Origin of the sequence: Kineococcus sp. DHX-1 (assembly GCF_042473625.1) — a bacterium.
Lineage (GTDB): Bacteria > Actinomycetota > Actinomycetes > Actinomycetales > Kineococcaceae > Kineococcus.
The window spans coordinates 1952539-1968742 of record NZ_CP170445.1 but is presented as its reverse complement, the minus strand read 5'-3'; the positions used below and the strand labels follow the sequence as shown (position 1 = coordinate 1968742).

The 16204-nt window shown below is 71.3% G+C and carries 13 protein-coding genes; 4 read left to right on the top strand and 9 right to left on the bottom strand.

Annotated elements, in window-relative coordinates:
• Positions 1 to 76: 76 nt before the first annotated feature.
• Both ACFEMC_RS09455 and ACFEMC_RS09450 read left to right on the top strand, forming a co-directional pair.
• Entirely contained in the window at positions 77 to 670 is a 594-nt protein-coding gene (locus ACFEMC_RS09455) for a MarR family winged helix-turn-helix transcriptional regulator (RefSeq protein WP_380175752.1), read from the top strand.
• Positions 671 to 741: 71 nt separating this feature from the next.
• Positions 742 to 1098 (top strand): DNA polymerase ligase N-terminal domain-containing protein, encoded by a 357-nt coding sequence (locus ACFEMC_RS09450; RefSeq protein ID WP_380176697.1) that lies wholly within the window; start codon positions 742 to 744, stop codon positions 1096 to 1098.
• 18 nt (positions 1099 to 1116) lie between these two features.
• Here the strand turns inward: ACFEMC_RS09450 and uvrB are convergent, their stop codons facing one another.
• From uvrB to chvE, 5 genes are all read right to left on the bottom strand, one after another.
• The gene (uvrB, locus tag ACFEMC_RS09445) at positions 1117 to 3258 is read right to left on the bottom strand and encodes an excinuclease ABC subunit UvrB (protein ID WP_380175750.1); all 2142 of its coding nucleotides are present in this window, start codon (positions 3256 to 3258) and stop codon (positions 1117 to 1119) included.
• Between the two features lie 9 nt (positions 3259 to 3267).
• Positions 3268 to 4161, bottom strand: coding sequence for a dephospho-CoA kinase (gene coaE / locus ACFEMC_RS09440; protein WP_380175748.1), 894 nt, complete (start codon positions 4159 to 4161; stop codon positions 3268 to 3270).
• 75 nt (positions 4162 to 4236) lie between these two features.
• Positions 4237 to 5460, bottom strand: a complete 1224-nt coding sequence (mmsB, locus tag ACFEMC_RS09435) for a multiple monosaccharide ABC transporter permease (protein WP_380175746.1) — start codon at positions 5458 to 5460, stop codon at positions 4237 to 4239.
• Positions 5457 to 7070: a multiple monosaccharide ABC transporter ATP-binding protein gene (mmsA, locus tag ACFEMC_RS09430; protein ID WP_380175744.1), complete on the bottom strand. Its 1614-nt coding sequence runs from the start codon at positions 7068 to 7070 to the stop codon at positions 5457 to 5459. The genes mmsB and mmsA overlap by 4 nt, the downstream gene beginning before the upstream one ends.
• A 98-nt stretch (positions 7071 to 7168) precedes the next feature.
• Positions 7169 to 8320, bottom strand: a complete 1152-nt coding sequence (gene chvE / locus ACFEMC_RS09425; protein ID WP_380175742.1) for a multiple monosaccharide ABC transporter substrate-binding protein — start codon at positions 8318 to 8320, stop codon at positions 7169 to 7171.
• Between the two features lie 335 nt (positions 8321 to 8655).
• On the opposite strand from chvE, the gene ACFEMC_RS09420 reads away from it, so the two are divergent.
• A complete protein-coding gene (locus ACFEMC_RS09420) occupies positions 8656 to 9699 on the top strand; it encodes a LacI family DNA-binding transcriptional regulator (RefSeq protein ID WP_380175740.1) in 1044 nt (347 codons plus the stop codon).
• Positions 9700 to 9838: 139 nt separating this feature from the next.
• Here ACFEMC_RS09420 and rpsA read toward each other — a convergent pair whose 3' ends face one another.
• Positions 9839 to 11347: a 30S ribosomal protein S1 gene (rpsA, locus tag ACFEMC_RS09415; RefSeq protein WP_380175738.1), complete on the bottom strand. Its 1509-nt coding sequence runs from the start codon at positions 11345 to 11347 to the stop codon at positions 9839 to 9841.
• 212 nt (positions 11348 to 11559) lie between these two features.
• On the opposite strand from rpsA, the gene ACFEMC_RS09410 reads away from it, so the two are divergent.
• Complete coding sequence (locus ACFEMC_RS09410; RefSeq protein WP_380175736.1) at positions 11560 to 12375, top strand: class I SAM-dependent methyltransferase; 816 nt, start codon at positions 11560 to 11562, stop codon at positions 12373 to 12375.
• 13 nt (positions 12376 to 12388) lie between these two features.
• Here ACFEMC_RS09410 and ACFEMC_RS09405 read toward each other — a convergent pair whose 3' ends face one another.
• The 3 genes from ACFEMC_RS09405 to ACFEMC_RS09395 are packed head-to-tail and all read right to left on the bottom strand — an operon-like array spanning position 12389 to position 16034.
• Positions 12389 to 12610, bottom strand: a complete 222-nt coding sequence (locus ACFEMC_RS09405; protein WP_380175734.1) for a DUF4287 domain-containing protein — start codon at positions 12608 to 12610, stop codon at positions 12389 to 12391.
• Positions 12610 to 15396, bottom strand: a complete 2787-nt coding sequence (gene polA / locus ACFEMC_RS09400; RefSeq protein ID WP_380175732.1) for a DNA polymerase I — start codon at positions 15394 to 15396, stop codon at positions 12610 to 12612. Before polA ends, ACFEMC_RS09405 begins: the two co-directional genes overlap by 1 nt.
• A gap of 50 nt (positions 15397 to 15446) precedes the next feature.
• Positions 15447 to 16034 (bottom strand): GNAT family N-acetyltransferase, encoded by a 588-nt coding sequence (locus ACFEMC_RS09395; RefSeq protein WP_380175730.1) that lies wholly within the window; start codon positions 16032 to 16034, stop codon positions 15447 to 15449.
• Between the last annotated feature and the right edge of the window lie 170 nt (positions 16035 to 16204).

Sequence of the window (16204 nt, the reverse complement as noted above, 5' to 3'; positions counted from 1 at the left end):
CCCGTGAGGTCTGCACGGGTGGGCGTCCACCGATCGGCGGACGCAAGTAGTTGAGCGTTGTGCTTACCCTCGGTACATGGCTCCACCCGTCTCCGCCCTGCAGGCAGCCCACCCCAGCCACCTCGAGGTCGCGGGCGTGCCCGCCGCCGACCCCGCGGCCGAGCCCGCCGCGACGGGCTCGACGCGCTGGCTGGACGACGAGGAGCAGGTGACCTGGCGGACGTTCCTGTCCGCGACGCAGCTCCTGCTCGACCGCTTCGACCGGCAGCTGCAGCGGGACTCCGGGATCCTCCTGACGTACTACGAGATGCTCGTGCGCCTGTCCGAGGCTCCGGACCGGTCGCTGCGCATGAGCGAGCTGGCCGAGTCCTCCCTCGCCTCCCGCAGCCGCGTCTCGCACGCGGTGGCGCGCATGGAGGAGCGCGGCTGGATCCGCCGGGAGGCCTGCCCGACGGACGGCCGCGGGTACCTCGCCGTGCTGACGGACGAGGGCCTGGAGGCCCTGGCCGCCGCGGCCCCCGGTCACGTGGAGACGGTGCGCACCACGCTGTTCGACCGGCTGACCGACGAGCAGCTGCAGCAGCTGCGGTCCATCAGTTCGGTGCTGCTGGAGCACCTGCAGGAGACTGGGAGCGTCTCCCCCGTCCCGCCGGCGCCCGAGCGCTCCTGACGACGGACCAGGGGCACGACGAGGCGGCGGGCGCTGGCCGGCCGGGAGGGGACGGCCGGACCCCGTTCGTCCTGCACGACCACCGCGTCCCGCGGCCGCACCACGACCTGCGGTTGGCCGAGGACGGGGTGCTGCGGTCGTGGGCCCTGCCCAAGGGCCTGCCGACCGCGTCGGCCCGCAACCGGCTGGCGATCGCGGTTCCGGACCACGACCTGGACCACCTCACCTACGAGGACGCCACCAAGACGGTCGTGGACACCGGCTGGTGGGAGCTGGAGAGCCGGGACGAACGCCGGACGGTCTTCGTGCTGCACGGGCGGACGGGGTCCCGCCGGTTCGCCCTGGTCCGCACCCGCGCGGCCGGGGGCCGGTCAGCGGGACCCGGCGGACTGCTGCTGCACCTGACGTCGCAGCAGCCCGCCGGGTGAGCCGCTCGGCTCGAGGACTCAGGCCCCCTGCGCCGCGCGCATCCCCCGCAGCTCCTTCTTGAGGTCGCCGACCTCGTCGCGCAGCCGCGCGGCCAGCTCGAACTGCAGCTCGGCGGCGGCCGAGTGCATCTGGTCGGTCAGCTCCTGGATGAGGTCGGCGAGGTCGGCCTGGGGCATCCCGGCCTTCGGCTCGGGACCGACCTCGCGGCCGACGTTCTTGCCCTTGGCCCCCTTGCCCGGCGTCGGAGCCTTGCCGCGGGACTGCGACCGCCCGCTGCCGCCCTGGCCCCCGCCCTTGGCCGCCGCGAGCAGCTCGGCGGTGTCGGCGTCCTCCCGGGCGATGAGGTCGGTGATGTCGGCGATCTTCTTGCGCAGCGGCATCGGGTCGACACCGCGCTCGGTGTTGTGGGCGATCTGCTTCTCGCGGCGGCGGTTCGTCTCCTCGATCGCCTCGGCCATCGACGGCGTGATGCGGTCGGCGTACATGTGCACCTGACCGGAGACGTTGCGGGCTGCGCGACCGATCGTCTGGATGAGCGACTTGGACGATCGCAGGAACCCCTCCTTGTCGGCGTCGAGGATCGCGACGAGGGAGACCTCGGGCAGGTCCAGCCCCTCGCGCAGCAGGTTGATCCCGACGAGGACGTCGTAGTCGCCCTGCCGCAGCTCCCGCAGGAGTTCCACGCGGCGCAGGGTGTCGACCTCGGAGTGCAGGTACCGCACGCGGACGCCCTGCTCGAGGAAGTAGTCCGTGAGGTCCTCGGCCATCTTCTTCGTCAGGGTCGTGACGAGGATGCGCTCGTCCTTCGCCGTCCGCAGCGAGATCTCGTGCAGGAGGTCGTCGATCTGCCCCTTCGTCGGCTTCACGACGACCTCGGGGTCGATGAGCCCCGTCGGGCGGATGATCTGCTCGACGACGCCCTTGCCGCGGGACAGCTCGTAGTCCCCCGGCGTCGCCGACAGGTAGACCGTCTGGCCCGTGCGCTCCAGGAACTCCTCCCAGCGCAGCGGGCGGTTGTCCATGGCGCTGGGCAGCCGGAACCCGAAGTCCACCAGGGTCCGCTTGCGGGACATGTCGCCCTCGTACATGGCTCCGATCTGCGGCACCGTCACGTGGGACTCGTCGATGACGAGGAGGAAGTCCTCGGGGAAGTAGTCCAGCAGCGTGTTCGACGCCGAGCCGGGCCCGCGGCCGTCGAGGTGGCGGGAGTAGTTCTCGACGCCCGAGCACGAACCGACCTGTCGGAGCATCTCGATGTCGTACGTGGTGCGCATCCGGAGCCGCTGCGCCTCCAGCAGCTTCCCCTGCTGCTCCAGCTCGGCCAGCCGCTCCGTCAGCTCGGCCTCGATGGTGCCGATGGCGCGCTCGAGGCGCTCGGGCCCGGCGACGTAGTGCGAGGCGGGGAAGACGTAGACGAGCTCCTCCTCGCGCAGCACCTCACCCGTCAGCGGGTTCAGCGTGTAGAGCTTGTCGATCTCGTCGCCGAAGAACTCGATCCGCAGCGCGTGCTCCTCGTACTGCGGGATGATCTCGACGGTGTCGCCGCGCACCCGGAAGGTGCCGCGGGTGAAGGCGAGGTCGTTTCGCGTGTACTGCTCCACGATGAACTTGCGCAGCAGCTCGTCCCGCTCGATGGTGTCGCCCACCTTGAGCGTCACCATCCGGTCGACGTACTCCTGCGGGGTCCCCAGGCCGTAGATGCAGGACACGGTCGCGACCACGATGACGTCACGGCGCGTCAGCAGCGAGTTCGTCGCGGAGTGCCGCAACCGCTCGACCTCGTCGTTGACCGAGGAGTCCTTCTCGATGTACGTGTCCGACTGCGGGACGTACGCCTCGGGCTGGTAGTAGTCGTAGTACGAGACGAAGTACTCGACCGCGTTGTTGGGCAGCAGCTCGCGGAACTCGTTGGCCAGCTGCGCGGCGAGCGTCTTGTTCGGGGCCATGACGAGCGTGGGGCGCTGCACCTGCTCGATGAGCCACGCCGTCGTCGCCGACTTCCCCGTGCCCGTCGCCCCGAGGAGCACGACGTCCTGCTCGCCCGCGTTCACCCGCCGCGCGAGCTCGGCGATGGCGGTGGGCTGGTCCCCCGAAGGGGAGTACTCGGAGACCACCTCGAAGGGGGCCACCCGGCGCTGGAGGTCTGTCGTCGGCCGCATGGGGGAAGACTAGGTCGGACCTCCGACATCGAGCCCCTCGAGGACCCCGGGGGCGACGAGGGCGCGCACCGCGCACCCCGGGTCGGCGCTGTCCCACCGCCACTGACCTGCGGGGACGTACCCCCGGTCCGCCAGTCCGGCGTCGGCGGACACGATCGCCTGCAGGGGCCACCGGTCCCCCCCGACGAGCGCTGCGCGGCCGCCCACGGGGTGGAGGCGGTCCAGGACGCGCCGGCGGTCGGCCTCGGTGGGCGTCCCGCTCGGCACCGGCCCGGCCCGGCCTGCCCGCAACCCCTCCTCGAAGGGTACGAGCCGCTCCGACCACAGCCGCTCGACGAGCGCGGGCAATGGGTCTGGGGCACCGTCCGCGCGACGGGGGTTCGGCAGCAGGACGTCCGCGGCCGCGCGCCGCTCCTCGTCGTCGGCCTGCGCGGCGATCCGTGCGCGGGCATCCTCGCGGTCCATCCCCCGGTCGGCGACGAGCCGGCGCTCCCGCTCGGCGGCGTCGGCGTCGACGACCACGACGAGCGGGTACGTCGGCGCCGCGCCGGTCTCCACGAGCAGCGGGACGTCCTCGACCACGACGGCGTCCTCCGGGGCGGCCGCGGCCAGCTCGGCCCGCCGGACCGCCACGAGCGGGTGGACGATCGCGTTGAGCGCCTCCCGGCGGTCGGCGTCGCCGAAGACGATCCGTCCCAGCGCGGGCCGGTCCAGCGACCCGTCGAGGGCCAGGACCCCGGACCCGAACTCGGCCACCACGGCCGCCAGCCCCTGGGTGCCTGGGGCGACGACCTCGCGCGCGACGACGTCCGCGTCGACGAGCACGGCCCCGAGCTGCACCAGCAGCCGCGACACCGTCGACTTGCCCGCCCCAATCCCGCCGGTCAGCCCCACGCGCAGCACGCACCCGACCCTAGCCCCGGACGCACGCAGGGCCCGCCCGGACGAACCGGACGGGCCCTGCGGGTGAGGAGTGCGTCAGCGGACGCCGCTGCGCCGCTTGTTGAAGACGTCGAAGGCGACGGCGAGGAGCAGCACGAGGCCCTTGATGACCGACTGCAGCGACTGGTCGACACCCAGGAGCTGCATCCCGTTGGAGATGACGCCGACGAGCAGACCACCGATCATCGCGCCCTGGATCTTGCCGACACCGCCGGTGACGGCCGCGCCACCGATGAAGGCGGCCGCGATGGCGTCCAGCTCGAACCCGGTGCCCGAGCTGGGCTGCGCGCCGTTCTGGCGGGAGGAGAAGATGACCCCCGCGATGGCGGCGAGGAAGCCCATGTTGACGAAGATCCAGAAGTTCACGCGGCGCACGTTCACGCCGGAGAGCTGGGCGGCAGCCAGGTTGCCGCCGATGGCGTACACCTGACGGCCGAAGACCGAGGACTTCATGACCGTGGAGTAGGCCAGGATCAACACGGCCAGGATGACGAGCACGATGGGCAGACCGCGACTGTGGGCGAGCTGCCACGCGAAGGCCATGACGACGACGGCCACGCCGACGATCTTGAGGACGAACAGCGGCAGAGCGTCGACGACCTGCTGGTAGCGGACCTTGGCGACGCGGGTGCGGACCTGCGCGACGGCGAAGGCCACGACGGCCAGCGCCGCGATGAGCAGGGTGAAGGCGTCGTACCCGTTGCCGCCCAGGAGCCCGTTGCTGAAGCCGGTCGCGACCTTGCCGTACTGCTCGGGGAACGGCGAGAGCGAGACGTTGTTGAGCACGTAGAGCGTCAGACCACGGAACAGCAGCATGCCGGCGAGGGTGACGATGAACGCCGGGATCCCGACGACCGCGACCCAGAAGCCCTGCCACACACCGATCGCGATGCCGACACCGAGCGCCGCGAGGACACCGATCCACCAGGCGTGGTTGGACCCGATGACGAGCTGGGCCGAGACCGCCCCCGTCAGCGCGACGACGGACCCGACGGACAGGTCGATGTGGCCGGCGACGATGACGATGAGCATGCCGATGGCAAGCACCAGCACGTAGGAGTACTGCAGGACGATGTTCGTGATGTTGCCCGGGCTGAGCGACAGCCCGTCGGTGAGGATCGCGAAGAGCAGCACCACGACCACGAACGCGATGTAGATGCCGCTCTCGCGCAGGTTCTGGGTGATCGCGACGAAGGGGTTCGCGCTGCCGGTCCTCGGCGTGGGCGCGGGCTTGTCCTTGGTCAGCGTGCTGCCGCTCATGCGGTGCGCTCCTGCGGGGTGAGTTCGTCGGTGGGGTGGGGGTCGGGCGCGGTCGTGACGCTGCCGCCCTTGGTCATGAGGACCATGAGGCTCTCCTGGGAGGCCTCGGCGATCGGCAGCTGGCCGGTGATGCGCCCGGCGGACAGCGTGTAGATGCGGTCGCAGATCCCGAGCAGTTCGGGCAGTTCGGAGGAGATGACGATGACGGCCTTCCCGGCCGCCACCAAGCGGTTGATGATCGTGTAGATCTCGTACTTCGCGCCGACGTCGATCCCACGGGTGGGTTCGTCGAGGATGAGGACCTCGGGGTCGGAGAAGATCCACTTCGAGAGGACGACCTTCTGCTGGTTCCCCCCGGACAGCTTGCCCGTCAGCGCGCTGACGGTCGGAGCCTTGATGTTCATGCTCCGCTTGCTGTCCTCGGCGACCTTGATCTCCTCGTTGGCGTCGACGAAACCGCCGGTGGCGAGCTTGTCGAGCGCGGCCGCGGAGACGTTGCGCTTGATGTCGTCGATGAGGTTCAAGCCGAACTTCTTGCGGTCCTCGGTGGCGTAGGCGAGACCGATCTTGATGGCCTCGCCGACGGAGCGCGCCTGCGTCTCCTTGCCGTGCAGGAAGAGCTTGCCGCCGAGGTACCGGCCGTAGCTGCGGCCGAACACGCTCATGGCCAGTTCCGTGCGTCCGGCGCCCATGAGGCCGGCGATGCCGACGACCTCACCCGCGCGGACGTTCAGCGACGCACCGTCGACGACCAGGCGGTCCTGGTTGGCGTGGCCCACGGTCCAGCCCTCGATGCGCAGGATCTCCTCACCCGGGTGCGACTCGCGCTCGGGGTACCGGCTGTCGAGGTCGCGGCCGACCATGCCGCGGATGATGCGGTCCTCGGTGACGGCGTCGGCCCGCATGTCGAGGGTCTCGATGGTGCGGCCGTCGCGGATGATCGTCACCGAGTCCGAGATCGCCTCGATCTCGTTGAGCTTGTGCGAGATCATGATGCTCGTCATGCCCTCGTCGCGCAGCTGGCGCAGGAGGTCCAGCAAGTGCGCGGAGTCGTTGTCGTTCAGCGCGGCGGTCGGCTCGTCGAGGATGAGGAGCTTGACGTCCTTGCTGAGCGCCTTGGCGATCTCGACGAGCTGCTGCTTGCCGACGCCGAGCTGACCGATGGGCGTGGTGGGGTTCTCCACCAGACCCACGCGCTGGAGCAGCTTCGAGGCCTCGCCGTTGGTGCGGTTCCAGTCGATGAGACCGCCGCGGCCCTTGATCTCGTTGCCCAGGAAGAGGTTCTCGGCCACCGACAGGTACGGCACGAGCGCCAGTTCCTGGTGGATGATGGCGATGCCGGCCTTCTCGCTGTCGACGATGCCGGAGAACGTCGAGAGCTTGCCGTCGAAGTGGATCTCGCCCTCGTAGGTGCCGTGCGGGTAGACCCCGGACAGCACCTTCATGAGGGTCGACTTGCCGGCGCCGTTCTCCCCGCAGATCGCGTGGACCTCACCGCGGCGCACCGACAGCGAGACGTCGGACAGGGCCTTGACCCCCGGGAAGGTCTTGGTGATGGAGCGCATCTCGAGGATGTTCTCGGCGCCCGTGGTGCGGGTGTTCTCGGTCATCGGTGAACCGTCGTCCCTCGTCGTGTTCAGGGGTTTCTCGCTGGACCGCACGAACCCCGCCCCGGGTCCGTGGGGACCTGGGGCGGGGACGGGGTGTGTCAGCTGGCCTTGCCGGCGTCGACCTCGGCCTGCGTGTAGTAGCCGGTGTCGATGAGGGCGGTCTTGACGTTGTCCTTCGTGACGACCTGGGACTCCAGGAGGTACGAGGGGACGACCTTCACGCCGTTGTCGTACGTCTTGGTGTCGTTGGCCTCGGGCTCCTTGCCCTCGACCAGCGCGGTCGCCGCGGTGACGGCCTGGTCGGCCAGCTTGCGGGTGTCCTTGAAGATGGTCGAGTACTGCACGCCGTCGTTGATGAGCTTGACGGAGGCGATCTCGGCGTCCTGACCGGTGATGACGGGCATCTTCTTGCCCGACCCGCCGTAGCCGGCGTTCTGCAGCGCCGTGATGATGCCGCGGGAGATCCCGTCGTAGGGGGAGAGCACGCCGTCGACCGTGCTGCCGTCGTTGTACGCGGAGGTGAGCAGGTTCTCCATGCGCTGCTGCGCGACTTCCTGCTGCCAGCGCAGGATGGCGGCCTGGTCGATCTTCGTCTGACCGGACTTGACCTTGATCTTGCCGGACTCGATGTACGGCTTGAGGGTGTCCATCGCACCGTTCCAGAAGAACTGCGCGTTGTTGTCGTCCAGCGAACCAGCGAAGAGCTCGACGTTGAACGGACCGGTCGCGGTGCCCTCGGATCCGTCGGCGTTCTTCAGGCCCAGGCCCGTCAGCAGCGACGTGCCCTGCTGCACACCGACCTTGTAGTTGTCGAAGGAGACGTAGAAGTCGACGTCCTTGGACCCGCGGATGAGGCGGTCGTAGGAGATGACCTTCACGCCCGAGGCGGCCGCGTTCGACAGCTGGCTCGTGAGGGCGGTGCCGTCGATCGCCGCGACGATGAGGACCTTGTCGCCCTTGGTGATCATCTGGTCGATCTGCTGCGACTGGGTCGGGATGTCGTCGTTGGCGTACTGGAGGTCGACCTTGTAGCCGGCCTTCTCCAGACCCTCCTTGACGTTCTTGCCGTCCGCGATCCAGCGCTCGGACGTCTGGGTCGGCATCGCGACACCGACGGTGATGTCACCCTTGTCGGCGGGGGCGCTGCTGCTGCCTCCGTTGGCACCCGTTCCGGCGCCGCCGCCGCCGCAGGCGGCGAGGGTCAGGGCCAGGCCGGCACCGAAGACGGCAAGGGCACTGCGGCGTTTCATCACGGCGGGACTCCTCTGTACCTCGTGAACCCGCGCGGCGTCCGGCCGCGACGGGATGGGGATGTGCGCGCCGTGGTGGCGCTGGTTCCTGCTGGTGGGAGCCGAGCTTCCTCGTCTCGTCGCCACCCGCAGGTCGATCGGATGTCCTCATTGTTAGCGTTGCCAATCGGGCCCGTCAAGCCGATCACCCGGTTGCACCCAGGTTGCGCGCAGCCGGCTGTGCACGCCGGATCCTGGGTTACTCTGCTGCCGCGAGGACGGTGCGACGCTCCCTCGCCACCCATCCACCACCGCTCCTCGCTGCCGAGGAACGGCCTGCAGGAAGCGGGACCGTCATGTCCGCGGACTCCGACGAGCGGGGCTCCGGCCCCGACGCCGAGGCGCGCGTCCCCGTCCTGGCCGACGTCGCCCAACTGGCCGGCGTCTCCCAGCAGACGGTCTCCCGGGTCGTGCGCGGCAGCCCGTCCGTCGCGCGGCGCACCCGGGAACGTGTCGAGGCCGCCATCGCCGAGGTCGGGTACCGCCCCAACGTCGCGGCCCGCACGCTCGTCACCAAGCGCTCGCACCGCATCGGCGTCGTCGCCGCCAACGCGGCGCTCTACGGCGCGGCGATGACGCTGCAGGGGATCCAGGAGGCGGCGCGGGCCACGGGCTACTCGGTGTCCCTGGTCATGCTGCCCGAACTGACGACGACCTCCGTCCAGGAGGCCCTCGAGGACCTGCGCGCTCAGTTCGTCGACGGGGCGATCGCCGTCGTGCCCGAGGACGAGGCGCAGGACGCGGTCCGCGCCGTCGACGCGGCCTTCCCGTGCGTGCTGGCGCCCGGCCTCGACGGGGAGGGCGTCGCCGACGCCTACTGGGCCGAGGTCGCCGCGGCGCGCGCCGCGACCGACCACCTGCTCGACCTCGGTCACCGGACCGTCCACCACCTCGGGGGCCCGACGGACTGGGCGGAGTCCCGCGCCCGCTCCACCGGCTGGCGGACGGCGCTCGTGGAGCGGCTGCGCATCGTGCCCCGCCCGGTGCGCGGCGACTGGACGGCCGCCTCCGGCCACGCCGCCGCCCTCGACCTGCCGCTGCAGGAGGTCACCGCGCTCTTCGTCGCCAACGACGCCATGGCGATCGGCGCCCTGAGCGCGTTGGTGGGCAAGGGGTTGCGGGTCCCAGACGACGTGTCGGTCGTGGGGTTCGACGACGTCCCCGAGGCCGCCTACTACGCCCCGCCCCTGACGACCGTGCACCAGGACTTCGCCGAGATCGGCCGGCGCTGCGTGCGCGTGCTCCTGGGGCGGCTGCGGGACCGGGTCGTCGAGCCGGGCAGCGTCAGCCCCGAACTCGTCGTGCGGTCGAGCACCGCTCCCCCGCCCGTCCTGCGCTGACGGGGCCGCACACCGTCGTCGCAGCCCCTCGTCCCACGCCCCTCGTCGCCTGCGCGCGGCGCCGGACGCACGAAGGCCCCGACCGGAGAACCGGTCGGGGCCTTCGTCTCAGCTCAGCGCAGCGGCGAGGCGGTCAGCCTCAGTTGCCGCCGGTCAGCTTCTCGCGCAGGGCGGCGAGGGCCTCGTCGGACGCGAGCGTGCCCGCGGCCTCCGGAGCCTCGGAGGTGTAGGACGACGGAGCCGACGACGAGCTGCTGCTGGAGCTGCTGCTCGAGGCGGTCGCCGTGGTGCCCTCGGCCTCGGCCTTCGCTTCGGCCTCGGCGGCCTCCGCGACCTGCTTCTTGTGCTGCTCCCAGCGCTCGTGGGCGAGGGCGTACTGGCCCTCCCACTCCTCGCGCTGGGTCTCGTAGCCCTCGAGCCACTCGTTCGTCTCGGGGTCGAAGCCCTCGGGGTACTTGTAGTTCCCCTGCTCGTCGTAGTCCGCGGCCATGCCGTAGAGCGACGGGTCGAACTCGTCGCCGGCGGCGGCGAGGGACTCGGTGGCCTGCTTCAGCGACAGCGAGATCCGGCGACGCTCGAGGTCGATGTCGATGACCTTGACGAAGATGTCGCTGTTGACCTGGACGACCTGCTCCGGCACCTCGACGTGGCGCTCGGCCAGCTCGGAGATGTGGACCAGGCCCTCGATGCCGTCGTCGACGCGCACGAACGCACCGAACGGGACGAGCTTGGTGACCTTGCCCGGGACGACCTGACCGATCGCGTGGGTCCGGGCGAACTGCTGCCACGGGTCTTCCTGGGTCGCCTTGAGCGACAGGGAGACGCGCTCGCGGTCCATGTCGACGTCCAGGACCTCGACCGTGACCTCCTGGCCGACCTCGACGACCTCGGAGGGGTGGTCGATGTGCTTCCAGGACAGCTCGGAGACGTGCACCAGGCCGTCGACGCCGCCGAGGTCCACGAACGCACCGAAGTTGACGATCGAGGAGACGACGCCGGAACGGACCTGACCCTTCTGCAGGGTCGTGAGGAAGTTCTGGCGGACCGCGGACTGGGTCTGCTCGAGCCAGGCGCGGCGGGACAGGACCACGTTGTTGCGGTTCTTGTCCAGCTCGATGATCTTGGCTTCGATCTTCTGGCCCACGTAGGGCTGCAGGTCGCGGACGCGACGCATCTCGACCAGCGACGCGGGCAGGAAGCCACGGAGGCCGATGTCGAGGATGAGCCCACCCTTGACGACCTCGATGACGGTGCCCTCGACGACCTCGTCGGCTTCCTTCTTGGCCTCGATCGTGCCCCAGGCGCGCTCGTACTGAGCGCGCTTCTTGGACAGGATCAGGCGGCCTTCCTTGTCCTCCTTCTGGAGGACCAGGGCCTCGACCTCGTCGCCGACGCCCACGACCTCGTTGGGGTCGACGTCGTGCTTGATCGAGAGCTCGCGCGAGGGGATGACACCCTCGGTCTTGTAACCGATGTCGAGGAGGACCTCGTCACGGTCGACCTTCACGATGGTGCCGGAGACGATGTCACCGTCGTTGAAGTACTTGATGGTCGCGTCGACCGCGGCAAGGAAGTCCTCAGCCGATCCGATGTCGTTGATCGCGATCTGAGGAGTGGTGCCCGCCGGCGCGGTCGTGGTGGTCGTCATGGAGGTAGGGGCTCCGTCAGGGACAGTCGTAGGTGCACGTCCGGGGGTTCCCGTCCGTCACGCGCGGCCACCAGGCCGTCGAACTCCGAGGGGGCAGTGCCTCCACCCCGGTGGTCGGACCACGGGACGCGCGCCGTCCAAGACTACCGGCGCGGCCGGAGGCGGGCAAAGCGCCCCCTGTGACGGCGCGGCGGCACTGGCAGGATCACCGCGTGGACCCCGAGCAGACCGCCCAGCCCAGCGTCGGCCGCCGACCCGTGGGCGCCGCCGAGACCGTTGCCGCGCAACGGTCCTGGTGGGACACGGAGGCGGCGGAGTACCGCCGCGAGCACGGCGCGTTCCTCGGGGACGCCCGGCCCGGCTCCGACCTCGTGTGGGGGCCGGACGGTCTGCGCGAGCAGGAGGCGCACCTGCTGGGCGAGCTGGAGGGCCGTGACGTGCTGGAGGTCGGGGCCGGGGCGGCGCAGTGCGCGCGTTGGGTCGCCGGCCGGGGGGCGCGCGTCGTGGCGACCGACCTCTCCCTCGGGATGCTGCGCGAGGGCGCCGTCCCGGCACGCGCGGCCGGGGTGCCGCTCGTGCAGTGCGACGCCCGGGTGCTGCCGTTCCCCGACGCGGCCTTCGACGTGGTGTTCACGTCCTACGGCGCGCTGCCGTTCGTCGCCGACGCCGGGCGGGTGCTCGCCGAGGCCGCTCGCGTGCTGCGCCCGGGCGGCCGCTTCGTCGCGAGCGTGCCCCACCCGGTCCGGTGGGCGCTGCCCGACGTGCCCGGACCGGAGGGGCTCACCGTGGCGCACTCGTACTTCGACCGGAACGCCTACGTCGAGGCCGACGAGCACGGCACCGTCACCTACGCCGAGCACCACCGGACCGTCGGGGACTGGGTGCGGCTGCTCGTCGGCGCCGGCCTCGTCGTGCGGGACCTCGTCGAACCCGAGTGGCGGTCCGGCGACGCCGTCTGGGGCGGGTGGAGCCGCCTGCGCGGCGAACTCGTCCCCGGCACGCTCGTGCTCGTGGCCGACCGCCCCTGAGCGGGCGCGCCCCTCAGGCCTCGTCCTCCGCGCGCGTCGCCGCGACCAGGGCGTTGGCGTGCCCGTGCCCCAGACCGTGCTCGGCCTTCAGCCACGCCACCTGCTCGGAGTGCCGCACCCCGGGGTTCTGGGAGCGCTGCTCGCGCAGCAGCGCCTGCCATTCGGCGACGGGCCGGCCGTACGTCGCCTCGATGGAGGGGAAGTACGACGCCGGACCCTTCACCGGGCCGGCCATCAGTGGCCCGCCTCGTGCCAGGACCGGCCGACGCCGACGGACACGTCGAGGGGGACGGCGAGGTCCGCCGCGCCGGCCATGGTCGAGCGCACGAGCTGCTCGAGCGGTTCGCGTTCGCCGTCGGCCACTTCGAGCACGAGCTCGTCGTGGACCTGCAGCAGCAACCGCGAGCGCAGTCCGGACTCGCGCAGCCCGCGGTCCAGGTCGAGCATCGCGACCTTGATGATGTCCGCGGCGCTGCCCTGGATCGGTGCGTTGAGCGCCATCCGCTCGGCCATCTCCCGGCGTTGGCGGTTGTCGCTGGCCAGGTCGGGCAGGTACCGGCGGCGGCCGAGGATCGTCTCGGTCCACCCCGTGCGCCGGGCCTCGTCGACGACGCCGCGCAGGTAGTCGCGCACCCCGCCGAACCGTTCGAAGTACTCGTCCATGAGGCCCTTGGCCTCCTCGGTCGAGATCTTCAGCTGGTTCGACAACCCGAACGCCGACAAGCCGTACGCCAGGCCGTAGGACATCGCCTTGATCTTGGCGCGCATCTCGGACGTCACGTCCGCCGGCGCGACGCCGAAGACGCGGCTGCCGACGAAGCGGTGCAGGTCCTCGCCGGAGTGGAAGGCCGCGATGAGGCCCTCGTCGCCCGACAGGTGGGCCATGATGCGCATCTCGATCTGCGAGTAGTCGGCCGTCAGGAGGCACTCGTACCCGCCGTCGGCCGCACCCGGGCCCACGACGAAGGCCTCGCGGATGCGGCGGCCCTCCTCGGTGCGGATCGGGATGTTCTGCAGGTTCGGGTCCGTCGAGCTGAGCCGGCCGGTCGCCGCGATCATCTGCTGGTACGTCGTGTGGATGCGGCCGTCGTCGGCGACCGACTTCTGCAGCCCCTCGACCGTCTGACGCAGCCGGGACGCGTCGCGGTGCTCCAGCAGGTGGGCCAGGAACGGGTGCTCGGTCTTGACGAACAGCGCGGCCAGCGCGTCCGCGTCGGTCGTGTAGCCCGTCTTGGTGCGCTTGGTCTTGGGCATCTCGAGCTGCTCGAACAGGACCGTCTGCAGCTGCTTGGGCGAGCCGAGGTTGATCTCGGTGCCGATCACCTCGTACGCCTGCGCCTGCGCCTGGGCGACGCGGTCGGCGAAGTGCTGCTCGAGGTCGGAGAGCAGACCCGTGTCGACGGCGACGCCGACGCGCTCCTGCCGGGCCAGGACGCCGACGAGCGGGAGCTCCACCTCGGCCAGCAGCCGGGTCCCGCCGCGCTCCTCCAGCTCGGTGGCCAGGACGCCCGCGAGCTCGGTGGTGGCCAGGGCGCGGACCATGCCCTCCTCGGCGCGGGCCTGCTGGTCGCCGCCGACGGGCCCGTCGCCGCCGTCGAGGGTCAGCTGCTCGTCCGCCCCCTCGGACGTCTGCGCGGAGGCGGACCCCTCGGCGCGCAGCTCCCGCTTGAGGTGTCGCACGGCGAGGTCGGCCAGGTCGTAGCTGCGCTGGTCGGGCCGGCACAGGTACGCGGCGAGCGCGGTGTCGAAGACGACGCCGGCCAGGTCCCAGCCGCGAGCCCGCAGCGCGTGCGAGGGGCCCTTGACGTCGTGCGCGACCTTGGGGCGCCCGGCGTCGGCCAGCCAGGCGACGAGGGCCTGCTCGTCGGCCGGCTCGATCGTCACCGGGTCGATCCAGGCGGCCACCCCGTCGGCCCCGGCCAGGGCCAGGCCCGTGACCTCCCCCGTCCCGCGACCCCACTCCCCCTGCACGTGCACACCGGTCCTGCCGGTGGCGTGCTCGGTGAGCCAGGGCCCCACCTCCCCGGCGAGGAGGACCGCGCCGTCGACGCCGAACCCCTCCTCGGCCTCGGGTTCGGCCGACTCCAGCGTGGCGAACAGCCGGTCGCGCAGGACGCGGAACTCCAGGCCGTCGAAGACGGTGTGCACCTGCTCGCGGTCCCACGCGCGCCGGACGAGGTCCGGGACGTCCACGTCGAGCGTGAGGTCGCCCACGAGCGCGTTGAGGCGGCGGTTGCGGATGACGCCATCGAGGTGGGCGCGCAGGTTCTCCCCCGCCTTGCCCTTGACCAGGTCGGCGTTGGCGATGACCCCGTCGAGGCCGTCGTAGGCGGCGATCCACTTGGCGGCCGTCTTGGCCCCGACGCCGGGGATGCCCGGGAGGTTGTCGGACGTCTCGCCGACGAGGGCGGCCAGCTCGGGGTAGCGCTGCGGCGGGACGCCGTACTTCTCCTCCACGGCCTCGGGCGTCATGCGCGTGAGCTCCGACACGCCGCGGATCGGGTACAGCACCGTGACCTCGGGCCGCACGAGCTGGAACGCGTCCCGGTCCCCCGACGAGATGAGCACCTCGAACCCCTGCGCCACCGCGCGTTCGGTGAGGGTGGCGATGACATCGTCGGCCTCGTACCCCTCGACCTCCACGACGGGGACGCGCAGCGCGGCGAGGACCTCCTTGACGAGGTCGACCTGGCCGCGGAACTCGTCGGGGCTCTTGGTGCGGGTGCCCTTGTACTCGGCGTAGACCTCCGTGCGGAACGAGGCGCGCGAGACGTCGAAGGTGACCGCGAAGTGCGTCGGTTCCTCGTCCCGCAGGAGGTTGATGAGCATCGAGGTGAAGCCGTAGACCGCGTTGGTCGGCTGGCCCGTCGTCGTGGAGAAGTTCTGCACCGGGAGGGCGTAGAAGGCCCGGTAGGCCATCGAGTGCCCGTCGATGAGCAGCAGCCGCGGCTTCGTCGGCGCCGCCTTCGCGGCCTTCTTCTTCGCGGTGGGGCTGCTCGTGCGGGATGCGGCGGGGGTCACGTCGGTCAGGGTAGTCAGCCCCTCCGACACGCCCCCACGCCAGCGGTCCGTCAGCTGGCGGTCGGGACCTTCAGGCCCTCGCCCGCGCGGGCCAGCCGGGCCCGCAGCGACCGGCGGCGGGCCACGACGTCGGTCGTGTGGACCGCGGCCGCCGGGCCGTCGGACAGCCGGCGACGGAGCACCGAGAGGGACACGGCGCGGCGGACGACGACCGGGGCGAAGCCCAGGCGGGCCAGGTAGCGGGTGTAGTCCCGGTCTCCCGGCAGCACCGTGCAGGCGATCTGGTCGGCCCCCTCGCTCTCGGCGACGTGGACGGCGCGACGGAGCAAGGCACGGCCGACGCCGCGACGCCGCAGGCCGGGGACGACGTGCAGGTGCTCGATGCTCGGGCCGGCGCAGTTGCCCAGCGGAAGCAGCGGGGAGGTCGTCAGGAGGGCGTACCCGGCCGGCTCGGCCCCGCAGAAGGCGAGGAGGACCCGCACCTCTCCGCTGGCCAGGGAGCGGACCAGGCGAGCGCGGACGTTCTCGACGGAGGCGCGCAGCTGGGCCTGGTCGAAGCGGGCGGAGGCGTAGAGCTCCATGAGGACGTCGACGTCAGCGGTACCGGCGTCGCGCACCTCGAGAGCAGGACGAGCCACGGGTGGATCCCCTTCCGCGCGGCGCACCGCACGGTGCGCACGACGAAGCAGACCGGGCCCCCGCTCCGGTGGTCCCCCCGTCGGAGAGGGCGACTGCGCCGGACACTAGGGCACCGTGGCCGCGGGCGGAAGATCCTGCCGCGATCGGATCGTGACCTTCACTCGGTGTG

What these genes read in the sequence shown, in the direction of transcription:
- ACFEMC_RS09455 (WP_380175752.1), top strand. Translation starts at nt 77, where the DNA reads ATGGCTCCACCCGTCTCCGCCCTGCAGGCAGCCCACCCCAGCCACCTC.
- uvrB (WP_380175750.1), bottom strand. Translation starts at nt 3,258, where the DNA reads ATGCGGCCGACGACAGACCTCCAGCGCCGGGTGGCCCCCTTCGAGGTG.
- mmsB (WP_380175746.1), bottom strand. Translation starts at nt 5,460, where the DNA reads ATGAGCGGCAGCACGCTGACCAAGGACAAGCCCGCGCCCACGCCGAGG.
- mmsA (WP_380175744.1), bottom strand. Translation starts at nt 7,070, where the DNA reads ATGACCGAGAACACCCGCACCACGGGCGCCGAGAACATCCTCGAGATG.
- chvE (WP_380175742.1), bottom strand. Translation starts at nt 8,320, where the DNA reads ATGAAACGCCGCAGTGCCCTTGCCGTCTTCGGTGCCGGCCTGGCCCTG.
- ACFEMC_RS09420 (WP_380175740.1), top strand. Translation starts at nt 8,656, where the DNA reads ATGTCCGCGGACTCCGACGAGCGGGGCTCCGGCCCCGACGCCGAGGCG.
- rpsA (WP_380175738.1), bottom strand. Translation starts at nt 11,347, where the DNA reads ATGACGACCACCACGACCGCGCCGGCGGGCACCACTCCTCAGATCGCG.
- ACFEMC_RS09405 (WP_380175734.1), bottom strand. Translation starts at nt 12,610, where the DNA reads ATGGCCGGCCCGGTGAAGGGTCCGGCGTCGTACTTCCCCTCCATCGAG.